Source organism: Flavobacterium lindanitolerans (assembly GCF_002846575.1).
GTDB classification, from domain to species: Bacteria; Bacteroidota; Bacteroidia; order Flavobacteriales; family Flavobacteriaceae; genus Flavobacterium; species Flavobacterium lindanitolerans.
Map to the genome: position 1 here is coordinate 813,483 of NZ_PJND01000007.1, position 22,952 is coordinate 836,434.

At 36.4% G+C, this 22,952-nt stretch carries 17 protein-coding genes; 13 read left to right on the top strand and 4 right to left on the bottom strand.

Going from position 1 to position 22,952, the window contains the following annotated elements; all coding sequences use genetic code 11:
• Positions 1–12 precede the first annotated feature (12 nt).
• Together B0G92_RS03615 and B0G92_RS03620 are read left to right on the top strand one after the other, a co-directional pair.
• Positions 13–2,811: a GH92 family glycosyl hydrolase gene (locus tag B0G92_RS03615; protein WP_101472015.1), complete on the top strand. Its 2,799-nt coding sequence runs from the start codon at positions 13–15 to the stop codon at positions 2,809–2,811.
• Positions 2,812–2,882: 71 nt separating this feature from the next.
• Positions 2,883–3,644: an amidohydrolase gene (locus B0G92_RS03620; protein WP_101471127.1), complete on the top strand. Its 762-nt coding sequence runs from the start codon at positions 2,883–2,885 to the stop codon at positions 3,642–3,644.
• 2 nt (positions 3,645–3,646) lie between these two features.
• Here B0G92_RS03620 and B0G92_RS03625 read toward each other — a convergent pair whose 3' ends face one another.
• Together B0G92_RS03625 and B0G92_RS03630 are read right to left on the bottom strand one after the other, a co-directional pair.
• A complete protein-coding gene (locus B0G92_RS03625) occupies positions 3,647–5,245 on the bottom strand; it encodes an Ig-like domain-containing domain (protein WP_101471128.1) in 1,599 nt (532 codons plus the stop codon).
• 68 nt (positions 5,246–5,313) lie between these two features.
• Positions 5,314–5,997, bottom strand: coding sequence for a ComF family protein (locus tag B0G92_RS03630; protein ID WP_101471129.1), 684 nt, complete (start codon positions 5,995–5,997; stop codon positions 5,314–5,316).
• A 249-nt stretch (positions 5,998–6,246) separates the two neighbouring features.
• Here B0G92_RS03630 and B0G92_RS03635 point away from each other — a divergent pair, with 249 nt between their 5' ends.
• From B0G92_RS03635 to B0G92_RS03670, 8 genes are all read left to right on the top strand, one after another.
• Positions 6,247–7,110, top strand: coding sequence for a coiled-coil domain-containing protein (locus B0G92_RS03635; protein WP_143394988.1), 864 nt, complete (start codon positions 6,247–6,249; stop codon positions 7,108–7,110).
• Positions 7,111–7,173: 63 nt separating this feature from the next.
• The gene (locus B0G92_RS03640) at positions 7,174–8,715 is read left to right on the top strand and encodes a glycine--tRNA ligase (RefSeq protein ID WP_101471131.1); all 1,542 of its coding nucleotides are present in this window, start codon (positions 7,174–7,176) and stop codon (positions 8,713–8,715) included.
• 147 nt (positions 8,716–8,862) lie between these two features.
• Positions 8,863–9,603: a hypothetical protein gene (locus tag B0G92_RS03645; protein ID WP_101471132.1), complete on the top strand. Its 741-nt coding sequence runs from the start codon at positions 8,863–8,865 to the stop codon at positions 9,601–9,603.
• 409 nt (positions 9,604–10,012) lie between these two features.
• On the top strand, positions 10,013–10,822 hold the full coding sequence (locus tag B0G92_RS03650) for a LytR/AlgR family response regulator transcription factor (protein ID WP_101471133.1): 810 nt from the start codon (positions 10,013–10,015) through the stop codon (positions 10,820–10,822).
• 308 nt (positions 10,823–11,130) lie between these two features.
• Positions 11,131–11,406, top strand: a complete 276-nt coding sequence (locus tag B0G92_RS03655; RefSeq protein WP_143394989.1) for a hypothetical protein — start codon at positions 11,131–11,133, stop codon at positions 11,404–11,406.
• A gap of 245 nt (positions 11,407–11,651) precedes the next feature.
• Complete coding sequence (locus tag B0G92_RS03660) at positions 11,652–13,682, top strand: tetratricopeptide repeat-containing sensor histidine kinase (RefSeq protein ID WP_245867684.1); 2,031 nt, start codon at positions 11,652–11,654, stop codon at positions 13,680–13,682.
• A 13-nt stretch (positions 13,683–13,695) separates the two neighbouring features.
• Entirely contained in the window at positions 13,696–14,364 is a 669-nt protein-coding gene (locus tag B0G92_RS03665; RefSeq protein ID WP_056067651.1) for a response regulator, read from the top strand.
• A gap of 531 nt (positions 14,365–14,895) precedes the next feature.
• On the top strand, positions 14,896–15,087 hold the full coding sequence (locus B0G92_RS03670; protein WP_101471135.1) for a hypothetical protein: 192 nt from the start codon (positions 14,896–14,898) through the stop codon (positions 15,085–15,087).
• A gap of 296 nt (positions 15,088–15,383) precedes the next feature.
• On the opposite strand, the gene thiL is transcribed toward B0G92_RS03670, so the two are convergent.
• Positions 15,384–16,430 (bottom strand): thiamine-phosphate kinase, encoded by a 1,047-nt coding sequence (thiL, locus tag B0G92_RS03675; RefSeq protein WP_101471136.1) that lies wholly within the window; start codon positions 16,428–16,430, stop codon positions 15,384–15,386.
• Between the two features lie 168 nt (positions 16,431–16,598).
• Between thiL and B0G92_RS03680 the strand changes: the two genes are divergently transcribed.
• The 3 genes from B0G92_RS03680 to B0G92_RS03690 all read left to right on the top strand — a co-directional run bounded on the left by B0G92_RS03680 (position 16,599) and on the right by B0G92_RS03690 (position 21,771).
• Positions 16,599–17,474, top strand: coding sequence for an ABC transporter ATP-binding protein (locus B0G92_RS03680; protein WP_056067658.1), 876 nt, complete (start codon positions 16,599–16,601; stop codon positions 17,472–17,474).
• 1 nt (position 17,475) lies between these two features.
• Positions 17,476–21,126 carry an ABC transporter permease/M1 family aminopeptidase gene (locus tag B0G92_RS03685; RefSeq protein ID WP_101471137.1) on the top strand — a complete coding sequence of 1,217 codons (3,651 nt, stop codon included), beginning with the start codon at positions 17,476–17,478 and terminating at the stop codon, positions 21,124–21,126.
• A gap of 159 nt (positions 21,127–21,285) precedes the next feature.
• The gene (locus tag B0G92_RS03690; RefSeq protein WP_056067662.1) at positions 21,286–21,771 is read left to right on the top strand and encodes a DinB family protein; all 486 of its coding nucleotides are present in this window, start codon (positions 21,286–21,288) and stop codon (positions 21,769–21,771) included.
• A 159-nt stretch (positions 21,772–21,930) separates the two neighbouring features.
• Here the strand turns inward: B0G92_RS03690 and B0G92_RS03695 are convergent, their stop codons facing one another.
• Positions 21,931–22,893: a helix-turn-helix transcriptional regulator gene (locus tag B0G92_RS03695; RefSeq protein WP_056067664.1), complete on the bottom strand. Its 963-nt coding sequence runs from the start codon at positions 22,891–22,893 to the stop codon at positions 21,931–21,933.
• Positions 22,894–22,952: the final 59 nt, after the last annotated feature.

Sequence of the window (22,952 nt, forward strand, 5' to 3'; positions counted from 1 at the left end):
AAAACAAACACAATGAAATATTTCTCTTTCCTGTTATTAATTTCTACACTATCATTCGCCCAAAATTACCAGCAATACGTCAATCCTATGATTGGAACCGGAGGGCACGGACACACTTTTCCGGGAGCTACTGTGCCTTTCGGGATGGTACAGCTCTCTCCTGATACCAGAATAGATGGGAGTTGGGACGGATGTTCAGGTTATCATTATTCTGATAATGTAATTTACGGTTTCTCACATACACACCTGAATGGTACCGGAGTTTCGGATTTTGGTGATATTATGCTAATGCCTACAATGGGAGAGCCATCTTTAGACAATAAAATTTATTCTTCAAAATTTTCGCATTCCAATGAAAAGGCAGCAGCTGGTTTCTATGCCGTAAAACTTGATGATGATGATATTGATGTAGCGCTGACAGCTTCTACAAGAGTCGGATTTCATGAATATACGTTTAATAATTCCGGTCAGGCAAATATTATTCTGGACCTGAACCACCGCGACCATTTAATTATGGGAGAGGTAAGAATTATTGACAATAAAACTATTGAAGTTTTAAGAAGGAGTGAAGCCTGGGCCCGTGACCAATATGTGTTTTCGAGAATAGAATTCAATCAGCCAATGGTCATTACGAAGGTCAACAATAATGCTTTCGCACCGGCAAAAGTAACAGACCGGTTTTTTGCAGGCAGCCTTCTGGCGATAAGTTTCTCCAAACAAGTTAAAAAGGGAGAAAAATTACTTGTAAAAGTATCACTTTCACCAACTTCTTATGAAGGAGCGAAACTTAATATGTCTGAAATAAACCACTGGGATTTCAAAAAAGTAAGAACAGAAGCCGAAAAATTGTGGAATAAGGAACTGTCTAAAATTGAAGTGTCCTCATCAGATAAAAACAAAATGGCAATATTCTATACGGCATTATACCATACGATGATGCAGCCCAATATAGCACAGGATTTAGATAGAAAATACAGAGGTCGTGACAATCAGATACACACTGCAAAAGGATTTGATTACTATTCCGTTTTTTCGCTTTGGGATACGTTTCGTGCTGCACATCCTTTATATACTCTGATCGATAAAAAACGAACGGCTGATTTTATCAATACGTTTTTGAAACAATACGAACAGGGGGGCAGATTACCGGTTTGGGAACTGGCTTCTAACGAAACAGACTGTATGATTGGCTATCATTCCGTTTCAGTAATGGCAGATGCCATGGCAAAAGGAATAAAGGGCTTCGATTATGAAAAAGCATTTGAGGCGGCAAAACATTCTGCTATGTTGGACCATTTAGGACTGGATGCCTATAAAAAAAACGGTTTTATCAGTATTGATGATGAACATGAAAGTGTTTCCAAAACTGTGGAATATGCTTATGATGACTGGTGTATTGCACAAATGGCCAAAATGCTCAACAGGCAGGAAGACTATCAGTATTTTATAAAACGCTCACAAAACTGGAAAAACATTTTTGACTGGAAAACAGGATTTATGCGTCCAAAGAAAAATGGAGGTTGGGATAAACCTTTTGACCCGAGAGAGGTAAATAATAATTTTACTGAAGGTAATTCCTGGCAGTATTCTTTTTTTGTTTTGCAGGATATTCCGGGAATGATTGAGGCTTACGGCGGGAAAGAAAAATTTGAAGCCAAACTGGATGAAATGTTCAACAGCGAAAGCAAGACGACAGGACGTGAGCAGGTTGACGTTACCGGATTAATTGGTCAATATGCACACGGAAATGAACCGAGCCATCACATGGCCTATTTGTATAATTTTATTGGAAAGCCGGAAAAAACGAAAGAAAAGGTTCGTTATATTCTTGATGAGTTTTATAAGAATACACCAGACGGATTGATAGGAAATGAAGACTGCGGGCAAATGAGTGCCTGGTATGTGTTGAGTTCAATGGGAATGTATGCCGTAACACCGGGAAATGCCGAATGGACATTTACAGAGCCTTATTTTGACACTGTTAAAATTCATTTTGAAAATAATGAGGTATTGACCATCACAAAAAAAGCACACAAAGGTTATTTGAAGGAAGTAATGGCAAAAGCTCAAAAAGAAGTTTTTCCTGAAATTACTCCGGTTCCCGTAATCGAAGCAGACAGTAAGTCATTCAAGGATAAAATGAAAATAGAAATCGTTTCACAAAACCCAAACGATGTCCTTTATTGGATGATAGAAGAGCCTTCTAAACCGAATTCCGGCAAACCAATATGGATTAAGTATACAAAGCCATTAGAGGTTACTGAAACAACTGCAATTAAGTCATATGCTGAAAGAAATGGAAAAAACAGCAGTATAGTTACCGCTAACTTTATCAAAAAACCAAATGATTACACAATCACAATCCAATCGCAATACAATCCGCAATATCATGCCGGAGGAGACAGCGGTTTGATTGATGGCATCTTTGGAAACGAAAACTGGCGAAAAGGAGATTGGCAAGGCTATCAGGGACAGGATTTTGAAGCCATAATCGACTTAAAAAACAGCAAAAAAGTGACTTCGCTTTCTGCGCGATTCCTGCAGGACTCCAGAGCCTGGATATTGATGCCAACCAAAGTTGAATTTTATACTTCTGAAGACAACCAGAATTTCAAACTGGTTAAGACTATCGAAAACAAAATTGACGCCAAAAACACCGAAGTTCAGATTGCCGCTTTTGAAAGCAGTATTCCTGAAACTAAGGCCAGATACGTAAAGATTAAAGCTTACAAGTACGGAAAGCTTCCCGAATGGCACCAGGGTTTTGGAGGCGATGCTTTTATTTTTATAGATGAAATAACAATCAAATAAACCAACTCCTACCATCCTGACCCTGCCAGGGTTTCAAACCCTGGCAGGGTCAGGATGGCTGATAAAAAAAGATGAAAACAGCCCTAATTCAAATACCGTTAATTTGGGAAAACCCAAAAGCCAATCGGAACTATCTCGAAGAAAAAATCAACTCCATCAAGGAAGCAGATTTGATTGTTCTTCCTGAAATGTTTACGACAGGTTTTACAATGAATCCCCAGGACGTTGCCGAAACAATACAGGGCGAAACCCTTTTATGGCTGAAACATTTGGCAAAAAGTAAAAATACAGCCATAACAGGAAGCCTTATCATTGTAGAAAACGGCAATTATTACAACAGGCTCGTTTTTGTCTTTCCGTCAGGAGAAGTGCAATACTACGATAAAAGACATCTCTTTTCTTTGGCCGGAGAGCAAAAAATCTACACTTCCGGTCAGCAAAAATTAATAGTGGAATATAAAGGCTGGAAAATATGTCCGCTGATTTGTTATGACCTGCGATTTCCGGTTTTTTCAAGAAACACAGAAAACTATGATTTGCTTATCTATGTTGCAAACTGGCCAAAACCTCGCGTAAATGCCTGGGATATTTTACTCAAAGCCCGTTCAGTTGAAAATATGTGCTATACCGTTGGAGTTAACAGAGTAGGATGGGACGATAGCAACCATGAATATATTGGCCATTCACAAGCGCTGGATTTTTTAGGAAATCCGGTACTTGAACCTCAGGAATCAGAAGGTGTTTTTATCGTTGATTTCGATAAAAATCAAATGCTCGAAGTCAGGCAGAAATTAGCCTTTTTGAATGACAGAGATTCGTTTGAAATACTGTAACGTCAATTGCCAAGATTGACCGTTTGGTCTACATCCCAATTGGCCCTGACATCTATTGCTGTTGGATAATAAACGACTTCTTCTGCCTGTCGTTTTTCCAGATAATTACCAGTGTCCCAAATCTTGTTTTTGTTTTCATCATAGATTACCCGAAGCGTAAAAAGATTCGGCTGTAGGGCCATGAAATCAATAATATCATTACCTTCGGAATACTCTGAAGCAATGAGGTCGCCTTTGGAATTGGTGATTTCAACAATAACAGGATAGTGTTTGACATTTTGCAGTCGTATACGGAGATTTCCATATTCGGAAATATTCTGGGTCTTCAGGCGGTAAGATAAAGTATCATTCGCTTTTTGCATATAATCAATAAAGGCACCCGGAAGAGCAGTAATCCTATAGGTTTCCAAGGGTTGTTTTTCGAAGTCAATCTTTACCTCCTGGTTAAAATCATCATATTCGGTAGTAAATGGAACGGCTATCGTGTCTTTATTTACTAAGGTAATCTTAGATTTGTCAATAGTAGCCAATGGCATACTGGAAGTAATGGTAAAACGGTCGCGGAAATGCAGTGTGCTGGTCTGCGAAGCCTGGAAGCTAAGCGTGTCCTTCTTCTGATTTTTTATTTTTACAGTAAACTCTTTGCTGAATTTTTCCTTGTCAATTTTAAGAAGCAGTGAATCTGTTTTTACAGGATTAAACCACACTTGCAGCGAGTCTTTTTTAGGAAATTTAGTAACTTTTACCGGAAGATTTTCAGTGTTGTTTTTTAAGGTAACAGTGGCGTTTTTACCATCTCCTACATAAGGAATGACAATTTTATTGCCGGAAGCCTGATAAGGTTTAGTGGCCTTAAAAGGAAGGATTTCTTTAAACAATTCCATTTCATACAAAGTGTCGTTTGGAATAGTCACAAATTCTTTATGGAAAGCAATCTTATCCGTATTTGGGTTGAATTTGAAATTGTTGTTCTGGTCTTTCAGGGCAACCAACAAATATTTACCTTCTTTTAGATTTTCGAGCTTAAATGTTTTAAGGCTGTCCAGAGTGTTTGTCACATATCTTGGATTTTCCTTATAAATAATCGAATCTGTAAAAGTCTCGTTTACCTCATATAGCATTACGGACACAAAATTATCTACGTTTTTGCTATAAGCGTCTTTTATAAAGCCTGATATGGAAAGCGAATCAATAGCATCTCCCGTAGAAAATACATACTTAAATTGCTGGTAGGGATTTCCCTCATTATTATCCTGAATACTGCTTCCAAAGTTAAAGCTGTAAGTAGTATTGGGCTGGAGCGTATCCTTGATTTTTATGGAAATGTATTTGCTGGCATTGGTTGGTGAAACTATTGGCGGATATTTCATTGGCGGTGAAATAATCAGCTGCTTGTTAACATCCTTGATTTTAACATATTCGTCAAAAGTAATCCTGATTTCCTGTACGTTGAAATTGGTGCTGAAATTTTTTGGTACGCTGGAACGCATAACAGGAGGAAGAGTGTCCTTTAAACCGCCGGTAATGCTGCCTCTTTTTGCACAACTTATTACTGACAAGGCCAAAATAATATATAAAAACGCAAATCGGATTCTAAACATCAGGAAATAATTTATCTACAAAATAACAATTATATTTAGAGCTGACGAAATCTTTGCAAAATTATTTCTTAGGAATGCGTATAGGCCATAGCCACAATACTGATTTTCGCATCCGGAATTTTGAGTAAAGCTTTGGCACAGGCTTCAATAGTAGTTCCGCTCGTGATGACATCATCAATCAGTAAGAAGTGTTTGCCCTGATGGATTTCTGAAAACACAACATCAAACAGGTCCTTTTTAATTGTAGTCCGGCCAAAAAAACTTTTTTGGGTTTGCGTGTCTGAGTAGATGTTCCGGTATAATATTGAGTCGTTGTACGGAACTTTGAGCAGGGATGATAATGCCAGTCCAAATTTCTCAACCTGATTATAACCCCGTTTCTTGAGCCGCTTCTTGTGGAGAGGAACCGGAATTATAAAATCTGTGTTTTTAACGATTTCTAAAAATTTCAATTCTTCACCATACCATTTGCCCAGCATAGTACCAATTTCCTGATGGTTCTGGTATTTGAGATTATGGATGAGCTGTTGAACAATTCCTTTTTTGTGAAAATAAAACATTGCAGCTCCAAATTCAATGGGAATTCTGCCGTAAAATTTTTTGATGATTTCGTTTTCCGTTTCAGAATGGTGGTTTGTCAATGGCAGTTCATGACGACAGGAAGTACAGATTACAGTTTCGTTTAGCTGCATAAATGTTCCGCAGCCAAGACATACTTGTGGGAAAAAGAGATTGAATAGGCTTTTAAACATGCTGTTTGGTTTGTAAATGGACAGCTTAAAAATAAGGAATTTTTTGACAAATTCATTTGTGGTTTTTTAAATTTAAAAACAGAATTAATTATAAGTTTCTGATACGTTGTGTTTTAAGTTTTATTTAAGAATTGGGAGAAAATGATAATTCAAAAAACGTTCGTTCAACCTGATGGATTCACTTTTGGTCGATTATTTTTTGTGGACAACAGCCGTTCGGTTAATTTCACCAAAATTTTTCAAAAAACTATGTCTTTTAAGCCAGTATTTTCTTTAATAAATATAACCGCCATTGTTTCTATTTTGACGGTGACCGCTCTTGCGGTAAAATTATATAGCATAAAAACCGAAAAAGATAATCTGGCCCACACAATAGAACTTGACAGGAAACTGCATAACAATGAGATTAGTGAAATATTGATTCGTTATGATGCGGCACTACAGCAAAATGAGCAATTGACAAAAGAATTGGAAGAACTGAAAAATAAAACAGTCCAGACAGATGATTCGGTCAAATCTAATTTTAGCCTGCTGAAAGAGAATATTTCGGTACTAACAAAAGAGAAATACACCAAAAGCACGCAGCTGGAAACACTCAATAATATCCTCAGGCTAAAACAGCTGGATTTCGAAAGCAATAAAAAAGAAATCGAAAAGCTTCATAACAAAATCAGTCAACTGGAATCTGAAATTTTGGCAAGTTCAGAAACGAAGGCAGAAAAACGAAAGCTCAGGGCTTTGAATGTGAGCGCTGTTGGTGCCAGGACGGTGTCCGAAAAAGTGTTGGAAACCAAAAAGACAAAAAACACAGAGCAGATAAAAGTATGTTTCACTCTTGAAGACAGCATGGGAATTGAAAAAGGAATCAAAGAGATTTTCATCCAGATTATTAATCCCAAAGCCAATATAGTAAGTAAAAACAAAGCCTCAATAGAGATTAAAAACCAGACACTTTTTTACAGTGCCAAAACCAGCGTCAATTATGATAAAGGTGACGTTGACGTTTGCGTTTTTGTTGACGCAAACAAACAAAATCTCATAAAAGGGAATTACATTGTCAATATATTTTCCGGAGCCCATCTTATAGGAAATACCAGTCTCAATCTTCTTTAAACTTTCTGGTTTAAAAAAACAGCATTTCCCGCGATTTTCATTCTCTTTTTATATTTTTGCACTATGGCAAAACAAGACGATTTATTTAAAAATATAGTTTCGCATGCAAAAGAATACGGATATATTTTTCCGTCAAGCGAAATTTACGATGGATTAAGTGCAGTTTATGATTATGCACAAAACGGTGTTGAACTGAAGAAAAATATCCGCGAATATTGGTGGAAAGCAATGGTGCAGATGCACGATAACATTGTAGGGATCGATGCGGCTATTTTAATGCATCCAACCACATGGAAAGCATCAGGACACGTAGATGCGTTTAATGATCCGTTGATCGATAATAAAGATTCCAAAAAAAGATACCGTGCTGATACTTTGATTGAAGATTATGCGGAAAAAATCAATCAGAAGGCACAAAAAGAAATAGAAAAAGCCAGAGCCCGCTTTGGTGAAGCTTTTAACGAGCAGGAATTTATCACTACCAATGCCAGAGTTGTAGAATATTTGGCAAAGAAGAAAGAAATTCTTGAACGTATGGCCCGTTCACTTGAAACAGAAAATCTGGCAGACGTAAAAGCGCTGATAGAAGAACTGGAAATTGCTGATCCTGAAACCGGTTCTAAAAACTGGACAGATGTTAAGCAGTTCAACCTGATGTTTGGGACAAAGTTGGGTGCATCTGCAGAAAATGCAATGGATTTATACCTACGTCCGGAAACAGCCCAGGGAATTTTCGTGAACTTCTTAAATGTGCAGAAATCGGGAAGGATGAAAGTGCCTTTCGGAATTGCGCAAACAGGAAAAGCTTTCCGAAACGAAATTGTTGCCAGACAGTTCATTTTCAGAATGAGAGAATTTGAACAGATGGAAATGCAGTTTTTTGTGAAGCCGGGTGAAGAAATGAAATGGTACGAATACTGGAAAACGACACGTTTGAACTGGCACCTGTCTCTGGGTCTTGGCAAAGAAAATTATAGATTCCATGACCATGAAAAATTAGCACATTATGCCAATGCTGCAGCTGATATCGAATTTAATTTCCCGTTTGGCTTTAAAGAACTGGAAGGTATCCACTCCAGGACAGACTTTGATTTAAAGGCACACGAAGAACATTCCGGAAGGAAACTGCAATATTTTGACCCCGAAACCAACCAAAATTATGTTCCTTATGTGGTTGAAACTTCTGTAGGACTTGACAGGATGTTTTTGGCGGTATTCTCTAATTCGTTAAAAGAAGAAACGTTGGAAGACGGATCAGTAAGAACTGTATTGAGATTACCGGCTGTTTTAGCACCAACCAAAGCAGCAGTATTGCCTTTAGTTAAAAAAGACGGACTTCCTGAATTGGCACAGGAAATTATTGAAGACCTGAAGTGGGATTTCAATGTAGCCTATGATGAGAAAGATGCTGTTGGAAGACGCTACAGAAGGCAAGATGCCTTAGGAACACCATTCTGTATTACGATAGACCACCAATCACTTGAAGACAAGACCGTAACTATTCGTCATAGAGACTCTATGAAGCAGGACCGTGTAAAAATTTCTGAATTGAAAGATATTATCAATAAAGAAGTTTCGATGAGAACCTGGCTTCAGAAAATATAAAGCAGTTAGTAATACCAAAGTAAAAAGGCACTCTTTAGAGTGCCTTTTTACTTTGTGTAAATTTTTATTTTAAAATGATTTTTCCTGTTATAGAAATGTAAAAAAAAGTATATTTGTTTTTAACTAACTCAAACTATTTAAGGATTTATGAAAAAGAAATTAATTTTAGCTTCTTTATTATTTGCTGTTTTTGCGTCTAGCTGTTCTGATTCTTCATCGGATGAATTTAATAATGGAAATGCTGGTGCTGCGCAAAAATACCTCAAAACACTTACTGTAACTCCAACAGATGGTTCTGATAGTCCTAGCAATTTTGTGGTAAATTATGATTCATCCGGAAGAGTGTCAAGTATTACGGATGGGATTCAATCAAATTTTTTCGTTTATCAGAATAATAATCTGGCAAATATTACCGGAGAAGGAGAGCCTTTCAGAATTAGCGAATTGTATCAGGCTCCTTACCAGGCTTATGAAATAGGAGAAGTCCTTAATTATGATTCAAAAGGAAACCCAACGGATTTAAGACTTTTTCAAGAAAACGAGTATGATGGTGAAATCGAAGAATTTACAGCAAAAGTAACCTATGATACAGCGCCAAATACTTTCTTTTATACACTAAAAGCTGCTGGTATTATAGATGTTTTGGATAATGTGGAACTGAATCTAAACATGCAGAGTTTACCGCCGGAAATCGTTAAAGCAAAATTATTGTTGCCGGTCAACAATCCTATAAAAGTGGTTATTAAAAATGCATCAGGAGCTGTTGTAAGTACAACTCAAACAGATTACGTTTATACTTCAGATAAATATCCAACATCGGCAACTATTACAGAAACTTCAGAAGAAGGAGTGTCGATAGTAGCCGTTGCTTATACGTATAAGCAATAAAATTCTTTTAAAAATAATAAAAAGGCTTTTTTAGAAATGAAAAAGCCTTTTTATTTTCCTCAATTCTTATTTTACATAATATTTTTGTTTTCGTTGAAAAGAACTTAAATCCGACCAATTTTTGGTTTTTTTGATGTCTTTTACTTTTTATATCAACAAAAATTAAGAATGTATTAACAACAATCCTATTTTTGCACCAAATAAATTAAATTAGTTGGATGTTTTGTGTCATAAAATGATGAAAATGATTCCCTTAAGGGGAGGAATGCCGATTAAAATAGTTAAAATAGCCCCAAAAACTACTATTCCCGCAAGTCTAAAATTTATTTACGGACTTAATCACGATGCTCTGACAAAATAAGCAGTTATATGCTGCTCTACCAAAAACAAATTTTGTTACAAGCTATTGATGAGTTATTCGTACATTATCATTAACGATAATCAAGAGAATGTTTTGAATATCCAGAGCCTTGCTGATGGATTTCAAAACTTTCGTTTGGCTGCATCTGCGAATAACTATGACGATGGCTTAAACTGTATTTTAGAACATCAGCCCGAATTGGTTTTTTTGGAAATAGACCCAAAAGACAAAAGCAGTAAGCTTTCACTTTCGCTTATTAATGAGCTGTATCGCTATCTTAAGGAAATACCAAAAATAGTTGTTACGGCAAAAAATGGTAATCTGGCTTTGGAAGCCATCAAACATGAGGTTTTTGATTATCTGGTAGCTCCATTTGAGTTGAACGATTTTCGGAAAACAATACTAAAGTTTGAAAAATCAACTCCTTCGACTACTGTCAGTTCTCCTCGGGAGCCAGAACAGAAGCCTTTTTTTGTAGATAATGACTATCCGGTTAAAAAAGACCCGGAAAAGCTCACAATCTGCATAAAGTCATATGGTGATTATCGCTTTATAGATGCGAAAGACATTCAGTATTTCCAGGCCGATAACAATTCTACAGATATCCATCTTAATAATGGTGAGATGATAACTGCCTTTAAGACCTTAAAGCATTTTGAAAATGTACTTCCGTCGCAGTTTTACAGGATTCATAATAGTTATATTGTCAATATCAATTACATTTCAAGAATCCACACCGGAAATGCAGTCTGCTATATTAAAAATACTACCACAAAACTGCCATTCTCTAAATCCTATAAAGGCAATATCGACCAAATTATAGCCGTAATCTCCAGTTCGGGCTATTTAGAAATTTAATAAGCTACCCTAAAGTTTTTCTGTTTCTACTATTTTTTTAATTCCTCATTCCCAATATCTTCAGGGAATTAGGTCTGTTTTTCTTGTCTTTTTGCTACAAAGATCAAAAAACTTCCAAAAACCATCCATCTACTATCAAAATAGTATCATTCACTAACAAACAGCACCATTCCGCAATACAGACCCGTAAATACTATGATAACTCTCAGTTGCACAGTACTTTTACATCGTGAAAATCAAACATCACAAACCCTAATTTCAAGAACAAATCTTACACATAATTCATTAAACCACAAATGAAAAACATCATGAAAAAAGCTATTTTAACATTCGGATTATTCTCTTTAGTTGTATTGACTTCTTTTACTACAACTGAAACTAAGACTCAAAGTATGATTGCTGAAACTGGAGACACTGGAGGGCAAGGACAGATGGGGAATGGTAACACTACTATAGGAAGTGGAAATAAAAGACTTGACTTTGGAGATGTTAAGACAAACAAGACAAAAATTACAGATTCAACATCAGATTATTCAAATAATTTGTCTTTTAATAGCGAAGCTAGAAAGAAATCAGATATCTAATAAATTTAGAAATACAAAACTTAAAAGGCCGACAATTAATTGTCGGCCTTTTTTTATGCCCATAATGGATTGTTTTTTCAATATTATTTTGAAGAAAGCTTATAATTCTTGAATATTCCTAGCTTTGTTAGTCAGTATTAAAAAGCCATTTACTAGAGTTTGAAACTTCATGTATTGCTAATTTATCAAAGGCTTTATTTTTGTGTCAATAGATTTACTATTTTTGGGAACAAACTTTTAGACTATTGAAAAAATACTACCTCCTCTTTTTCGTCATTGGTCTGTTACTTCTTGGGTGCTCAAAGAAAAAAGAAAAATTTTCTGAAAAAAGCATTTCCGACACTCTTGCTACTTATTTAACTCTTGCAAATGAAGACACTATTCCTTATGAAGATAGATTGTCATATAACAAAAAAGCTTTTGCGATTTTAATTAATGGCGAGAATGATTCTTTAAATAGAGTAAATCTTTTTAAGGTTGCAAATAGATATTATAACATGAATAACATGGAAGAATATCGAAAAGTATCGACTATTCTACTGGAAAAATCAAAAAGTCAAAATGATACTTTAAGTATAGGTAAGGCATATTATTATTTAGGAGATTATTATACAAATACAAGTAGAAAAGATAGTGCGTACTCCTATTTAACGAAAGCAGAAAAAATTTATTTAAAGCTAAATGATAAAGATAATCTCGCCACTGTATACATTAATATAGCCACCGTTCAGGGATATGAGAATGATTTTTTAGGAAGCGAGCTGTCAGCTATAAAAGCCTTGAACGTTTTGAGGGATACACAAGATAAAAATAAAACTTATGAGGTGTACAATCTTCTTGGAATAATTTCAAATGAATTAAAAGATTATGAAAAAGCACATGAATATCATACAAAAGCTTTAAATCTGATAGATGAATACAATTTACAAACTCCCTATCAGAGAGCAAGCTCATTAAATAATATAGGGAATGTTTATCAAAGACAAAATAAATATAGTTTAGCAATTGATAAATTCAAAGCTGCGCTAAGAGACAAAAATATGATCAAAGAAAAGCCGAATTTGTATGCCGTTTTACTAGACAATTTAGCTTATTCAAAATTCAAACTTAGCGATTATTCGGAGTTACCAGGCCTTTTTTACAAATCGTTGAAAATTAAAGATAGCTTAAATTCATATATTGGTATAATTTATTCAAAAATTCATTTGTCGGAATTTTATGCAGAGACAAAAGACACTATCCAAGCGCAAAGGTTTGTTAAGGAGGCTCTTTTGCTTTCAAGAAAAAGAAAAGATCAAAGAGCTGTTTTGGCCTCACTAAAACAACTTGGGGCTGTAGATCCTAAAAAAGCTTCTGTTTATTCTGAAGAATATATAAAAATCAATGACAGCCTCCAAAATGCAGAACGAAAAGCTAGAGATAAATTTGCTCGAATTCAATTTGAAACTGATGAAATCATTCAGCAAAAAGATAAATTAGCCGAACAAAACAGAAATATACTTTTCTTCTTTGGACTGGTTGTAATGATTGGGATTCTTCTTTTTGTAATCAAAAACCAACGATCCAAAACCAAGGAGCTGATGTTAAAACAGGCGCAGCAAAAGGCCAATGAAGATATTTACAACCTGATGCTTTATCAGCAAAATAAAATAGAAGAAGGAAGAACTAATGAAAAGATTAGAATTGCACAGGAACTTCATGACGGAATCTTAGGAAGATTATTTGGAGCTCGATTAAATCTGGACAGTTTGAATAAAAGACAGGATGAGGAGGCTATTGTTAGTAGAAATAATTATCTGGTTGAGCTTAAAAATATAGAGCAGGACATTCGTGAAATCTCACACGATCTTAACCGGGAAAAGCACGCCCTAAACAATAATTTTATAGGAATCGTAAATAATCTGATTGAACAGCAGGAAACGGTTTCACAGGCGAAAGTTTCTTTTGTGGTGGATATGGAAATTGAATGGGAAAAAATTGAAAACTACATTAAGATTAATTTATATCGAATCCTTCAGGAAGCCTTGCTAAATATCAATAAATATGCCCAGGCAGAAAATATCAGGATTGAAATCATAAAACAGGAAAAAACATTAAGGCTAACTGTGACAGATGATGGAGTAGGATTCTCAGTAAGCAAAAAAAGTAAAGGTATTGGCCTTCAGAACATGCTCTCAAGGGCAAAAGCCTGTGAAGCTACTTTTGATATCAAGTCAAAAATAGGTAAAGGAACCACTATAACGGTTGCATTTCCATTGGAAACCAATCAAAAATAACACACATAACACCATGGCAAAAAAACTAAACATTCTGATTGTTGACGATCACCCGTTTATTATTGAGGCGTATAAGAATACCATTGCCGGCTACCACCCGGCAGAATTTGAGTTCAATATCACACAGGCAAACGACTGTAAGTCGGCATATGAAATCCTGACCAACCCGGCAATAGTTCCGTATGATGTGGCGTTTTTCGATATCAGTATGCCTCCCTATCAGGAAAAGAATATACTTTCGGGTGAGGACCTTGCCAAGTTGATGAAAACAGTTTTGCCGTCCTGTCGTGTAATATTGCTGACAATGCACACCGAGTCGTTAAAGATAAACAACATCATAAAGACCATCAACCCTAATGGTCTTATCATCAAAAATGACCTGACTTTTGATGAGTTGCTCATAGCTTTTGATAAGATACTGAAAAATGAAAACTATTACAGCCAGACGGTCGTTAAGTTTGTAAGCCAGCAATCCAGCGACAGTAATCTGATTGACGAGTACGATCGCCAGATACTTTATCATTTATCAAGAGGAGTAAAGACTAAGAATATTCCTTTACATACACCGCTGTCTTTGAGTGCTGTAGAAAAAAGAAAATTAAACCTGAAAGATTTGTTCAAAATTAAAGGCGGAAATGATGAAGACCTTATCAATGAAGCCAGACTCAGAGGATTCATCTAAACAGATGCGGTTAAACCGTAAAATAAATGCGGGAAAACCGCAAACAGCCTGTAGTAAATAGCTGTAATTTAGCAATGTAATTTTGAGTTAGAATAAATTAGGGGGTACCTTTTTTATTTCGTTTCTTCAAAAAAAGCTGCCCGCAAGGCAGCTTTTTTATTGGGCTAACAAAAGGATTACGGGAAAACCGTAAAACAAATGCGGGAAAACCGCAAACAACTAGATGCTGTAATGGCTAGTTTTACACTGTAATCAAAAACGTCTTTTTTAAAGAGCAGGAAGCAAGTAAGTAGCAAAAAAATTTAATGATATTACCCTTTTGTCAGCCCCCAAAATTGACTTAACCTACAAAAATCAATCGGCTGCTTGCGATTCCAAAAAAATAAAAATGCGGTAACTCCCCAAAGTGCCGCTTTTTTTATGCTCTTAGATTTTTTGAATACGGCTAAACCGCAAAACAAATGCGGGAAAACCGCAAACACTCTAAGTGTCTGTTGAATAACTTAGCATTGATAAATCAGATAGAATTAAATGAAAATAAAGAGCATAATCATAATAGCCACCTTAACAGCTTTGCTTTGCTGCAAAAGCGAAACAAATGTTAAAAAGAATTCCAGGCAGAATGTAGCCAAGCGTGAAAGTAAAGATTCGTCAAAACAGCCAAAAATAACAGTAGTGAAAAACAATGAATATTTTTTGCTGAATGATAGAAAAATAGATTAACGCGTTGAATTATAGTTTTTTAGTTTTACGGGAAAACCGTAAAACAAATGCGGGAAAACCGTAAACAACTAATGAATTACTAATGTAGTTTTACAACGTAATAAAGTATAAGTTTTTTCATTGAAGAGATTAAAAGTAAAACCCAAGAACGTTTAAGCAGTAAAACCAAGTAATACCACCCTTTTGTTAGCCCCCAAATTGGCTTAAACCTACAAAACACTACTGCTTATCCAATTGGAAAAATAAAAAAAGCGATGATCCCCAACCATCGCTTTTTTTTATGCCTTTTTTTAGGATTAGCCGTTCAGGGCATTCCAACCACGAGCTTTTAATGGAATTTTTGTATTGGCTCTCGTCACCAGATGTATGCCTTCACTTTCCGGAGTCATATGCCCTATAACGGTAAAATTTGGATTTCCTTTAATTTTATCATAATCGTCCATAGAAATCGTAAACAGAAGTTCGTAGTCCTCGCCACCATTGATGGCAACTGTAGTACTGTCAATGTTGAACTCTTCACAAACATTGATTAACTGCGGGTCAAGTGGCAGTTTATCTTCATATAAGTTGCATCCAACTTCAGATTGCTTGCAGATATGGATAATTTCCGAAGACAATCCGTCAGAAATATCAATCATTGAAGTTGGTTTTACTTCTAAAGCATGCAACAAAGTCCGGATGTCTTTTCTAGCTTCCGGTTTTAGCTGTCGTTCTATAATATAAGTATAGGCGTCCAGGTCGGGTTGGTTGTTCGGGTTTACCTGAAAAACCTGTTTTTCTCTTTCCAAAACCTGTAATCCCATATAAGCGGAACCAATATCGCCTGTAACGACAAGAAGGTCATTGGATTTGGCCCCATTTCGGTACACCAATTCAGATTCCTCAGCTTCACCTATTGCAGTAATGCTGATGATCAGACCTTTTTGAGACGAAGTCGTATCTCCGCCAATCACATCAATAGTATACTCTTTTGCCGCCAGGGTTATTCCGTCAAACAATTCCTCTAAGGCTTCTAAGGGAAAACGGTTTGAAACAGCTACCGAAACCGTAATTTGAGTAGGTTTGGCATTCATGGCATAAATGTCAGATAAATTTACCACGACAGATTTATATCCCAAATGTTTTAAGGGCATATATGCCAAATCAAAATGTACGCCTTCAATAAGCAAATCGGTTGAAATGACCGCCTTTTTATCTTTGAAATCCAAAACTGCCGCATCATCTCCAATTCCTTTGAAAGTGGAAGGTTGGTTGATTTCAAAATTTTTTGTCAGGTGTTTTATAAGCCCGAATTCTCCTAATTCGGACAGGTTTGTGCGTTGCTGGTTTTTATCTTCAATCATTTTCGTTCTGTAATATGAAATGCAAAGGTACGAACTTTGGAATTGTCAGTAAATCGTAAAGTTTATTTGTTAAAAACGCTTATTTTTAAAAATAGACTATAAAAATGTGTAACAAAAAAGAGGGTTTTTCCACTAATCCATTATAATCAACCAAAATATTTACAAATTATGAAGCTTAAAATTAACAACTTAAGTAAAACGTATAAAAATGGCGTTAAGGCTTTAGATAGCTTAAATCTGGAGATAGGTTCCGGAATGTTTGGTCTTTTAGGGCCAAACGGTGCAGGAAAATCTTCTTTAATGAGAACCATTGCTACTTTACAAAAACCAGATTCAGGTACTATCGAATTTGATGGCATTAATGTGCTGGAAGATAATATTGCTTTAAGGAAAATTTTAGGCTATCTGCCTCAGGAATTTGGCGTTTATCCAAATATGTCCGCAGAAAAACTTTTGGATTATTTTGCGAGACTAAAAGGAATTTCTTCAAAATCAGAAAGAAAAGAATTGGTGAAAAAGGTTTTGGAAGTAACCAATCTTTATGAACAAAGAAATAAATCAGTAAGTGGCTATTCCGGCGGTATGAAACAGCGTTTCGGGATTGCGCAATTATTATTGAATAATCCTAAATTGATTATTGTTGATGAGCCAACGGCCGGTTTGGACCCGGCAGAACGCCACCGATTCCTGAATGTTTTGAGAGAAATAGGAACCAACCATACGGTTATTTTTTCTACACACATTGTAGACGACGTAAAAGAATTATGCCACGAAATGGCTATTTTGAACGGAGGGAAAATCCTTGCACAGGGCACTCCGGAGCAGGCCGAAGAAAGATTGAAAGGTCAAATCTGGACAAAAGTAATTGTTCGTGAAGACCTGGATGTTTATGAACGTGATTTTAACGTAATTTCTTCAAAATACAACCAGGATAATACCCTGAACATTAAAGTGTATAGCAACGAAAAGCCGGACGAAACATTTGTCGAAGCCGCTCCGCAATTGGAAGACGTATATTTTGTAGCACTTAAATCAGACCAATAATATGTTTTCAACGATATTTAACTTTGAACTAAAACGATGGTTCAGGAACCCTTCGTTTTATATATTCGCGGCGCTGTTTTTTGGAATGTCTTTCCTTTTTGCAGCTGCGAACTTTGGTGTTTTTGATGATTTGACTGCGGCAAGAAGCTCTAATGCTTATGCCAATTCGCCTACAGCGTTAAATGGTTTTATCAACGGAATGAATGTCCTTATTTATTTCCTGTTGCCTATCATCGTTGGGTCGTCTGTATATAGAGATTTCAGATTCAATATGCATACGATATTGTTTTCCTATCCGTTTACGAAACTGGATTATATTGCCGGAAAATTTTTAAGTTCCCTGTTTGTTGTTATCCTCATCACCCTGACTATTATTCTGGGTATTGTTGCGGCATCAGTACTGCCGTGGGTAAATCATGACTTGTTGCTTCCTTTTAATCCGGTGGCCTATGCACAGATTTATCTGATTTATGTCATCCCGAACCTGTTCTTTTTCGGTGTTCTTATTTTTGCATTAGTTACGATTTCAAGAAACATTTCTGTTGGATTTATCGGGGTTATTCTGGTGTTGTTATTGCAGGTAGTGCTTTCTAGCTTTACGCAGGATATCGATAATAGATATGTGGTGGCTTTATGGGAGCCTTTCGGAATGGAAGCGGCAAGCTATTATACTAAATACTGGACGATTGCCGAGCAAAATGAAAACCTGTTGCCGTTTGAAGGCGTGATTATCTATAACAGGCTTATCTGGATGGGAATTTCTCTCGTTATTTTAGGACTGCTTTATTATTATTTCTCCTTTAGCCAAACAGCGCTGACCATTGGAAAAAGCAAGAAGGGCGAAAGAGCTGTCAAGAATAATTTCGGAGGAATAACAAGAATCGAACTTCCGGTCGTGAAATTTGATTTTTCGAACTGGCAGAATTTAAAAACAGCATGGAGCCTTTCAAATGTAGACTTTAAATTTATTCTGAAAAACTGGGCCTTTATTGTTATTTCTATTGTAGGACTTCTTTTCCTATTGCTGGTTTCTATTTCTACGGGTAGCATTTTTGGAACCGACACATATCCGGTGACCTGGCAAATGTTGGAGATTTCAGGAGGCTCTTTTTCGCTTTTTATTAACGTACTGACATTCTTGTTTGCAGGAATACTGATTCATAGGGCAGATACAACAAGAATGAGCCATTTGATAGATGTAACGCCAATCCCGAACTGGGTATTGTTGTTCTCGAAATTCTTAGCCATAGTAAAAATGCAGGTTGCACTTCTAATCCTGATTTTGGTTGCCGGTGTGCTGATCCAGTCGTATCATGGTTATTATAATTTTGAAATCGGGCATTATCTGTTTGAATTATATGGCATAAAAATATTCCATTTTATGGCCTGGGCTTTTATGGCCGTATTCATACAGACGATTTTCAAAAACTATCTGTTAGGCTTTTTTATCCTGATGCTGCTTTCTATAGGAATACAGTTTTTATCACAAATAGGAATTGAACAGGATATTTTCAGATTTAATTCTGATACAGGATATGCTTATTCTGATATGAACGGATACGGGCATTCACTAAACAGCTATTATCTGTATAAGTTGTATTGGAACCTATTGGGGATAGTCTTGTTTTGTATTGCACTGTTGTTTTGGAAGCGTGGCATCCCGATGTCAATCAAAGAAAGATTTGCCAATGCCAGAAAACGCTTTTCTCCAAAATTGGCAATCCCAATGATAGTAGCATTGGTAGGTTTCCTGACTATAGGAAGTGCTATTTATTATGAAGACAATGTCAGAAATCCATATTATTCTCAAAAAGAAAATGAAAAACAGGCAGTAGAATGGGAAAAGAAATATAAGAAATACGAGCATTATGCACAGCCAAGAATTACGGATATCAATGTGAATATGGATATTTATCCAAAAAGCAGGGATTTTAAGGCAAAAGGCTACTATTTCATGAAGAACAAATCAAAAGAAACCATTGACTCAATATTCCTGAATTATAACGGATTTGAAAGCAAGTTCAAGTTCAATAGGGAAACAGAATTGGTTTCAAAAGATACGCTTTTTCATTTTAACATCTACAGGTTGAAAACACCTTTGGCACCTGGTGATTCCATAAAATTGGAATTTGAGGTGTACAACAAGCCTAATACTTTTATTACGAGCCATTCTCCGGTTTTAGAAAATGGTACGTTCATCAATAACAGCTATTTCCCGTCTATCGGATATTCGGAAAGTGGAGAGCTTTGGGATGATGAAACAAGAGCAAAATATGGTCTGAAACCCAAAGAAAGAATGGCTAAGCCAACAGACAGTATAGCAAGGCAGAACACTTACATTTCTAATGATGCTGACTGGGTTAATTTTGAAACTACTGTTAGTACTTCAGATGACCAGATTGCCATTGCGCCAGGTTATTTGGAAAAACAATGGAAAGAAAACGGCAGGAACTATTTCCATTATAAGATGGACCAAAAAATGTTGAATTTCTATGCCTACCAATCAGCGCGGTATGAAGTGAAAAAAGACAAGTGGAAAGATGTCAACATTGAAATCTATTATCAAAAAGGTCACGAATATAATATAGACCGAATGATAAAAGGAATTAAAAAATCATTGGAATATTATACTGAAAACTTTGGTCCGTATCAGCATAAACAGGCACGAATTATTGAGTTTCCAAGAACAGGTGGTGGTTTTGCGCAGTCTTTTGCCAATACAATCCCGTATTCTGAAGCAGTTGGTTTTATAGCCCATGTTAAAGATGAAGATGAAAATGCGGTTGATTATCCGTTTTCAATTACTTCGCATGAAATGGCGCACCAATGGTGGGCACACCAGGTTATTGGGGCAAATGTACAGGGCGCAACACTAATGTCTGAAAGTTTATCAGAATACAGTTCCCTGAAAGTATTGGAGCATGAATATGGGAAATCACAGATGAGGATGTTCCTTAAGGATGCATTGGACAGTTATTTGATGGGAAGAACTTTTGAGAGCAAAAAAGAACAGCCGTTGATGTACAATGAAAATCAGCAATATATCCACTACAACAAAGGTTCTTTGGTTTTATATGCCCTAAGCGACTACATAGGTGAAAAGAACATGAACAATGCCTTGAAAAAATACCGTGATAAAGTGGCTTATCAGGAAGCGCCATATACCAATTCGATAGAATTTGTTTCCTATCTGAATGAGGCAACTCCGGATTCCTTGAAATACATGATTAAGGATATGTTCGAAACGATTACGCTCTATGATAACCGCATCAAGAATTTCTCTTCTAAAAAACTGCCAAATGGCAAATATGAAGTAACGATTGACGCGCTGGTAAGCAAATACCGTTCGGATGAAAAAGGAAAACGTTCTTTTAAAGATGAAAGTGGCAAAACACTTACGTATAAAGGTAAAGGCGATAAACATGCAATAGAATCGTATTCTTTAAATGATTATGTAGAGGTGGGTGTATTTGGTGAACAAACCGTAAAAGGTAAAGTCAAAGAAAAAGAACTCTATCTCAAAAAACATAAGATTACCCAAATTGACAATAAGTTTGTAATAATAGTTGATGAAAAACCTGTTGAGGTTGGAATTGACCCATACAACAAGCTTATCGATACCAATTCAAACGACAACAGGAGAAAGAACTAAAGAGTATATTTCCTGATAAAATAAGACCTGCAGCTCATTTTGACTGCAGGTTTTTTTATGCCCGGAAAAAAAATAAAAAATTAAAAAATACTGCTGACAAACTGTTGTCACCAACCCCATTTACCTTTGACATGTAGAACAATAAAAAACAAAAAAATTATGAATGCAACAGCTCAAGCACCACAGATTATCAGCAAAGACAATTTATTAAGACACTGGCAAGGACACCGCGCATTGACCCGTCGTGTCATCGAAGCTTTTCCTGAAAAAGAATTTTTCGAATTTTCAATTGGAGGGATGAGAACCTTTGCCCAACTGACGTCTGAACTTCTGGCAATCGCATCGCCTGCTTTGAAAGGAATAGTTGAACGCGACGAAAAGCCTTATGTAGAAAACATGGATAATGGAACCACCAAGGCAGATTATCTTCGCAAATGGGATGAAGCTACAGAAGAAATCAATAAAAACTGGAATTTATTGGATGTGGCAGACTTTAACCAGAAATTCAATCTTTTCGGGCAGTATGAATTCCCGATTATTGACAATATTCTTTATTTTATTGATAACGAAATCCACCACAGAGGCCAAGGTTATGTTTACCTGAGAGCCTTGAACATTGAACCGCCATTCTTCTGGGAAAGATAATTTAAATGGTTGTCGGGAAGTTTACACCAGATAGGGAATGTTCAACATGAACTTTGCGACTCTGAGGCCTTGCGTGAAATAGTGGCTCGCAAAGGCGCTAAGTAGCAAAACAAGGAAAAATATAAACTTATTGAAGTTGGCTTCTGATAATCAACTAATTTAAAGCCTTGAACGGGTTTTGGAAAGCAATTCCGAAACCCGTTCTTTTAATCTTTCAGGTTCCAAAATAGTGGCATAATCTCCATACGACATATACCAGCGGGAAAATCCTTCTTCAATATCACGCGACATAAAAGTCATCTCAACATTGCCGTCATTTATTTCTTTTTGAGAAACAAATCCGTAATGTTTTTTCTGCATAGCGATATACTTCGAGATTTTTTTCGGCACTACAATACGGACTTTAGTGGTGCTGTATTTTTGCATGTCATCCTGCAAATAAGTTTCCAAATCCGGATGTTCCAGAGAGAAAGGTTTGTCTGTTGGTTTGATTTGATGAATCCGGTCAGCCCTGAACTGCCTGTAATCATTCCGCAAATGGCAAAATCCTAAGGTGTACCAGTTTTCATTTTCGTGAAAAACCCCAACGGGCTCAATAAGCCTTTCGGTAGGGACTTCCGCTTCTATGGCCAGATAGGTCAAAACAACCTGCGTTTTTTCAGCAATACTTTTAAAAAGCAATGCCAGCGCATTGGGTGCTTTTTCATTAAACAACTTTCGGGCAGGCTGCATTAATACACTGGATTCAATTGTTGAAATCCAATCCTTATCCGAACTTTTCAATACGGCTTTCAGTTTAAAAGCTGCCGATGTATAATGGTTGTGGAGTTCCTTGTCTGTAAATTTTTCCATCAGTTTTTCAGCCGCAATAAAGCTGCTGGCTTCTTCGCGGGTAAACATAACGGGAGGCAGGCGATAGCCGTCGAGTAAGGAATAGCCAACACCGGCTTCGCTATAAATAGGCACGCCGGAAGCCTCAAGAGTACGGATGTCTCTATAGATGGTGCGCAGGCTCACTTCAAAACGGTCTGCAAGTTCCTGAGCCCGGATAATTTTTTTGGACTGTAATTGGATTAGGATTGCTACAATCCTGTCAAATCTTTTTGGAGACTCATCCATCATAATTGAAAAACTATTAACCAAAGATACATTAAAACAAAAAACCCCGACAACTTTCGTTA

What these genes read in the sequence shown, in the direction of transcription:
- B0G92_RS03680 (WP_056067658.1), top strand. Translation starts at nt 16,599, where the DNA reads ATGAAGCTTAAAATTAACAACTTAAGTAAAACGTATAAAAATGGCGTT.
- B0G92_RS03670 (WP_101471135.1), top strand. Translation starts at nt 14,896, where the DNA reads ATGAAAATAAAGAGCATAATCATAATAGCCACCTTAACAGCTTTGCTT.
- B0G92_RS03635 (WP_143394988.1), top strand. Translation starts at nt 6,247, where the DNA reads ATGTCTTTTAAGCCAGTATTTTCTTTAATAAATATAACCGCCATTGTT.
- B0G92_RS03665 (WP_056067651.1), top strand. Translation starts at nt 13,696, where the DNA reads ATGGCAAAAAAACTAAACATTCTGATTGTTGACGATCACCCGTTTATT.
- B0G92_RS03655 (WP_143394989.1), top strand. Translation starts at nt 11,131, where the DNA reads ATGAAAAAAGCTATTTTAACATTCGGATTATTCTCTTTAGTTGTATTG.
- B0G92_RS03650 (WP_101471133.1), top strand. Translation starts at nt 10,013, where the DNA reads ATGAGTTATTCGTACATTATCATTAACGATAATCAAGAGAATGTTTTG.
- B0G92_RS03630 (WP_101471129.1), bottom strand. Translation starts at nt 5,997, where the DNA reads ATGTTTAAAAGCCTATTCAATCTCTTTTTCCCACAAGTATGTCTTGGC.
- B0G92_RS03620 (WP_101471127.1), top strand. Translation starts at nt 2,883, where the DNA reads ATGAAAACAGCCCTAATTCAAATACCGTTAATTTGGGAAAACCCAAAA.
- B0G92_RS03695 (WP_056067664.1), bottom strand. Translation starts at nt 22,893, where the DNA reads ATGATGGATGAGTCTCCAAAAAGATTTGACAGGATTGTAGCAATCCTA.
- B0G92_RS03685 (WP_101471137.1), top strand. Translation starts at nt 17,476, where the DNA reads ATGTTTTCAACGATATTTAACTTTGAACTAAAACGATGGTTCAGGAAC.
- B0G92_RS03690 (WP_056067662.1), top strand. Translation starts at nt 21,286, where the DNA reads ATGAATGCAACAGCTCAAGCACCACAGATTATCAGCAAAGACAATTTA.
- B0G92_RS03625 (WP_101471128.1), bottom strand. Translation starts at nt 5,245, where the DNA reads ATGTTTAGAATCCGATTTGCGTTTTTATATATTATTTTGGCCTTGTCA.
- B0G92_RS03645 (WP_101471132.1), top strand. Translation starts at nt 8,863, where the DNA reads ATGAAAAAGAAATTAATTTTAGCTTCTTTATTATTTGCTGTTTTTGCG.
- B0G92_RS03615 (WP_101472015.1), top strand. Translation starts at nt 13, where the DNA reads ATGAAATATTTCTCTTTCCTGTTATTAATTTCTACACTATCATTCGCC.
- thiL (WP_101471136.1), bottom strand. Translation starts at nt 16,430, where the DNA reads ATGATTGAAGATAAAAACCAGCAACGCACAAACCTGTCCGAATTAGGA.
- B0G92_RS03640 (WP_101471131.1), top strand. Translation starts at nt 7,174, where the DNA reads ATGGCAAAACAAGACGATTTATTTAAAAATATAGTTTCGCATGCAAAA.